Annotated in this window: 3 protein-coding genes and 1 pseudogene; all 4 read right to left on the reverse strand. The window is 54.2% G+C overall.

Annotated elements, in window-relative coordinates; all coding sequences use genetic code 11:
- Nucleotides 1-571 (reverse strand): dynamin family protein (locus tag AC221Y_RS20540; protein ID WP_486708235.1); only part of this gene is annotated, 571 nt, incomplete at its 3' end.
- 14 nt (nucleotides 572-585) lie between these two features.
- On the reverse strand, nucleotides 586-2,649 hold the full coding sequence (locus AC221Y_RS20545; RefSeq protein ID WP_486708236.1) for a dynamin family protein: 2,064 nt from the start codon (nucleotides 2,647-2,649) through the stop codon (nucleotides 586-588).
- 160 nt (nucleotides 2,650-2,809) lie between these two features.
- The gene (locus tag AC221Y_RS20550; protein ID WP_486708237.1) at nucleotides 2,810-4,090 is read right to left on the reverse strand and encodes a hypothetical protein; all 1,281 of its coding nucleotides are present in this window, start codon (nucleotides 4,088-4,090) and stop codon (nucleotides 2,810-2,812) included.
- A 22-nt stretch (nucleotides 4,091-4,112) separates the two neighbouring features.
- A pseudogene (locus tag AC221Y_RS20555) lies at nucleotides 4,113-4,562 on the reverse strand (PP2C family protein-serine/threonine phosphatase); the annotation flags it as partial.

The following is a 4,562-nucleotide window of genomic DNA, read 5'->3' on the forward strand; positions in this document are numbered from 1 at the left end:
CTTTGAACAAACCCTCGGTTTCCTTGCGGACGCGATTGATCACACGATCGACATCGCGATCAACCCTAAGTTTGTCAACCTGTGTCACCAGCAGGATGTTATCTCCGTTCGTCCGCTCCCTGATCAGCTCCCATGCCGCCGCCTCGGATTGGCGCCAAGCCTGCGTTGCCTGCGTGCACCACACGACGCTGTCGACGTGTTGGATCATGGATAACCAGACATCCGACGACATGCTTGGATCTGAAATTCCGGGCATGTCAATCAGATCACATATCTCCAGAGTTTCCGAGCGGTTGTACAAACGGATCATCCTTGTTTCGTCAACGCAGATCGCTTCCAGATCTTCAATGTCGATCTCTCTCTCGGTGCCATCACGATCCACGGCAATTGCGGACTCATCGCCATAGCTGATCCAGATCGGGGGAAGCCGGGTTGCGGTGACCTGTACCGGCAGTGGCGCATTCCCAAGAAACAGTTTGGAAAGCGTGCTTTTCCCGGCGCTGAATTCGCCCATGAACGCCAGGCGCGGTTTTCGGGGCAATGGTCCCGGGCTTAGACTCTCAGTGTTCAATGTCTTCTCCTTGGTCATGTGACGTAACGCCCCAACGTCTTAAGCGTGTTGTTCAGCGCATCGTTGCGCGTTTGCTCATCTTTGTCGCAGAACATGTCTTCCACGGTCCCGGAGCGATGCGCTCCGGAAATCAGATCGAGCAGAATACCTTTCTGCTCTTCAAGAAAACCGCGCAGTTCCTCTACGAAGTCGTCTTCGATGGTAGAGGTCTGGACATCTTTCATCTGTCTCATGAAGTCTTCTGTCTCAGAGCGGATCAATTCTCGGAACTGCTTGGCGAAGGCTTGGTAGCCTCGCGTTCTTCGCCACCACATCGCCCACCAGCTATCATTGAAATCCAACGCAATCGTCTGCCCGAGGGTGACTGGCGACGGAATTTGAGGGATGCCGGGGACCGAGAGCTGAATACCTTCGACAGCCGGGCCAAAGCAGCGATAAAGTAAATGTGCCGTGTCAGATACTGCGGCTTCATAGTGTGCCTCGGCATCCTTGCGGACCTTGCTGCCCATGGTCGAGTATGCAGATCGCAGCAGAATGCGAAGTCCGGCCGGGTCATATTCCCAGATCTGTTCGTCACCATAAACCTCAAGGTGAGCCAGCAATGAATGTGTTGCGCGCTCGATAAAGTTCTCATGCACGCGATCTGCGCGTGTATGATATTCGGCAAAAATTTCTGCCATTGATGCCTTGAACCTGCTCAGGTTCGTCTCTGCTATCCGCTCGAATTCGGTTCGAACCTCGTACATGCTGACATCAGATGTGAAATCGTTACCTTCAACCATTACCGTTCGCGCGGCTTTCTGTGATGTCGCAATTGCCACGGCTGAAGATGCAATTTTCTTCAGAAATGGCTCGCCCAGGCTGAGTACGATTTGTGATGACAGTGCTCGCATGAGGGCGGGTAAGCCTGACAATTCCCATACATGGGCAGACGGCGACTGATCTATTTTTGTTGTACCGAGAACGGCTTTGGTAAGGTTCAGCAACGCATCGGCATTGGCTTCGGACATGTCGCCCAACTCTCCATGCAGAACCTTACCCGCCCAGTAGGCGCTACCGAAAATGATCTGTGCGTCCTGAGGACCATCATTGTTCTTCAGCGTCCCGCGAATGCTTTCCTCGATCTCGATCATCTGATTGGCCGGATCGGACAATTCATCAATGCGGTTCACGAAGATGATTACTTCGCGCGACTTGAGGGTCGAGATCATCCTGACCAACGCCATATCTACAGAGGTCAGTGCCTGCCCCGCAGACAGGACAACCACACACACGCGGCTGTCGCGGATGGCTCTGATCGTCACCATTTCGCGCATCATGAACGTGTCGTTGACGCCGGGTGTGTCGCGAAGACACAGACGAAACGGCATAGTATGGCAATTCAGGTAAAGCTCGGCCGAACGGGTTATATCTGCAAATCGGCCCTGATCATCACTGGCCGGGTCGTGACCCGGCACGTCAAAATCGTCGCCCAGGCAAATATACCGCTCAAGCAGGTTCTTGTCGAAATACCCGTACTCATGTTCCTGCCCCATCAGCAGTTCAAAATTTCTGCCGAGGCGCCTGCGGGACTTCTCGCGCATGGAGTGTATCTGTTCGCGTATCTTGCCCAGTTCGCCTTCTGCGCCGGCGCGCCCGGCCAGTTCGCCAATCCTGCCGCCCTTGGTGGTCAGGCGATCCCATTCCTCTTCGGTCATAAACTGGAAACGTGCCCCGGTCTCACCATTTTCGGCGGCGGGGGTCAGGTGAAGGGATGTGACCACAGAGGTCCAGGGATTGACATCCGAAGGCAACAAATCGGCCCAGCCGGTCATGGCATTGATCAGCGATGTTTTCCCTGATTTCACCTGACCAAGGACCGTGACTGAGGGTTCAAACGCCGCAAGTTGATCCTTGAGGCGTGACACAGACCGGCGCGATTCTTCTCCGGTCAGATCGACAAGCCTATCCAGTGCGCCTTCAAGCTCTGAAGCCTTTTGGGCGAAAGCTGCAAGGTCTTCCATGCCAGAACTCAGATTGGTTCGGTGCGCTGAAGCCCGGATGTTGGTGGCAGGATCAATTTCAACTTCAATGTTCATTAGATTTCCGGTGTCATTTGCGTTGCGGATACATTTCGCCGTATTTGAAAACTCGGAACAACCAAGCGTTGCGCACTTTTGCCATGGCAAAAATGGTAATCAAATGTGTTGATAATTGGACGGGTCTGAGGAAAGATTTCCTGAAGTTGAAAATTCTTTATCAGACGACTTTGTCTATAAGCTCCTTTCTCATCTGCAAAAGCAGGGTTACGGCGTCCAGCGCAGCCTCCTCGCTGTATTCCAGTTGGAACAACATCAGCATTTCTTCGCCCTCCTGCACGTCTTCGCGTACACCTTGGGCGGTGGGGTCATTTACCGGTGCCGTGTCGAGCAATCCTGCCAGCGACGACATTGCCTCCGTACAACTATTCAGAATGGCACCGGCATCCAGATTGTCATTATGGTCCATTTCATCAAGCATCTCGCGGGCGCGCTGTTGAAGCATGTCAACGGCTTCGGACAACAGGGCAACGGATCGCGCATCCGGCGCCACGTCATCCACAGCCACTTCATCCGCTCTTGTCGCGGCCTCGCTCTTTTCCTTGGTGTCCGGGCCATCTATGGCAATCGGATCCGGCATCTGCGGGGCCTCGCGCCCCTCGACATCGACCTCCGGCGTGCGTGCAGCCAAGCGATTCAGGAAAATCCGGGCCTGATCGACATCGGCGCCACGCCCCTGCTTGATCTGTCTGAGCACCGGCTCCATCAAGTGCTTTCCGCCACTCGACGTCCAGAGAGCCTGATTCAGACCCTCGCCGGATGTCTGCGCCGCGATCCCCTGAATGGTGGCCACGGGATAAAGCCCCATGAATTCATCCGCCACGATGGATTCCAGCCGGGCAATATTTTTTGACAGCACATCGCGCATCAACTGGCGGTCCGCCATGGTCAGAACCAAAAAGCTGTGATCCTTAATCTGGTCGGGCACGCTTGCCCACAGGTGCTGCTCTTCTTGGGAAAACTCCTGACTACACCAAATGATGATGTCCGCGCGCTCGCATGCGGAACTAAGGATCGCTCGTTTTTGCGCAAGATCGCCCGAAAGTCCGATCTCAACAAAAGTTTGGCTGATCAGTTTCGTATCGGGCAATTCTTGTCGGGCACGGATTGAATCCTGAGGACATTCGCAATCCTTCAGAAACCCCGGGAAACTGGTCATTGAGCCGTCCTGTCTTTCGAACAGACCGCGCTCTTTTTCGCCATAGGCCAGTTCTATGATAGGTACTTCCAAATGCTGGCCGATAACAGGTTGTGCCGACATCATTTCAATCAGAGTCGACTTGCCGCTTCCGGCGAGGCCGGTCACGACAACCTGCACCGGCTTTGTCAGATGCGCCAGCAGACGTGCGCCCCAGCGGTCATAGGGGGCCGGAATATCGCCCCTGGCTAATATGTTTTCCAACCGATCGATAACCGGGTTGATCCTAATTGCCTGGTTCAACGGAGGTCTCCCCGAGAATTCATCATCCTGTTGCCTTCTTCTTCCGCATCACCTTTGCCATGATTGTGATCGACGTGTTGCTGTGTTGCTGAGAGCGCGAGATGGTTTGATCTTGATCTTGATCATTCCCAACCGTCCCGGCACCCTGCGCCATAACTTTTACGACACACAAAGAGACATTGTCCTGGCTGGGATCGTCCAGTTTCTGGACCTCTTTCATAAGGGCCGCGCCTATATCTTCCGCTGAACGCTTCTGCGTGAAGCGCAGGACGCCCTCAATCTGTTCTTCGCAAAGAAATTGCAGTCCATCACTGGCAACAATAAGAATGTCGCCGTCCTTGATCTGTACCGGCTCGGTCCTGCAATCAACCTGCGCAATATCGCGACCGATCAGCACCGATGTCAGGCAGCTTTGGTCAGGGTAATTGATGGCCTCTTCACGGCCCATGATCCCGTTCGCAACCAGATAATC

This window comes from Boseongicola sp., assembly GCF_057460485.1.

Bases quoted from the DNA above. Each gene is read 5' to 3' on its own strand.
- AC221Y_RS20545 (WP_486708236.1), bottom strand. From the start codon at position 2,649: ATGAACATTGAAGTTGAAATTGATCCTGCCACCAACATCCGGGCTTCA.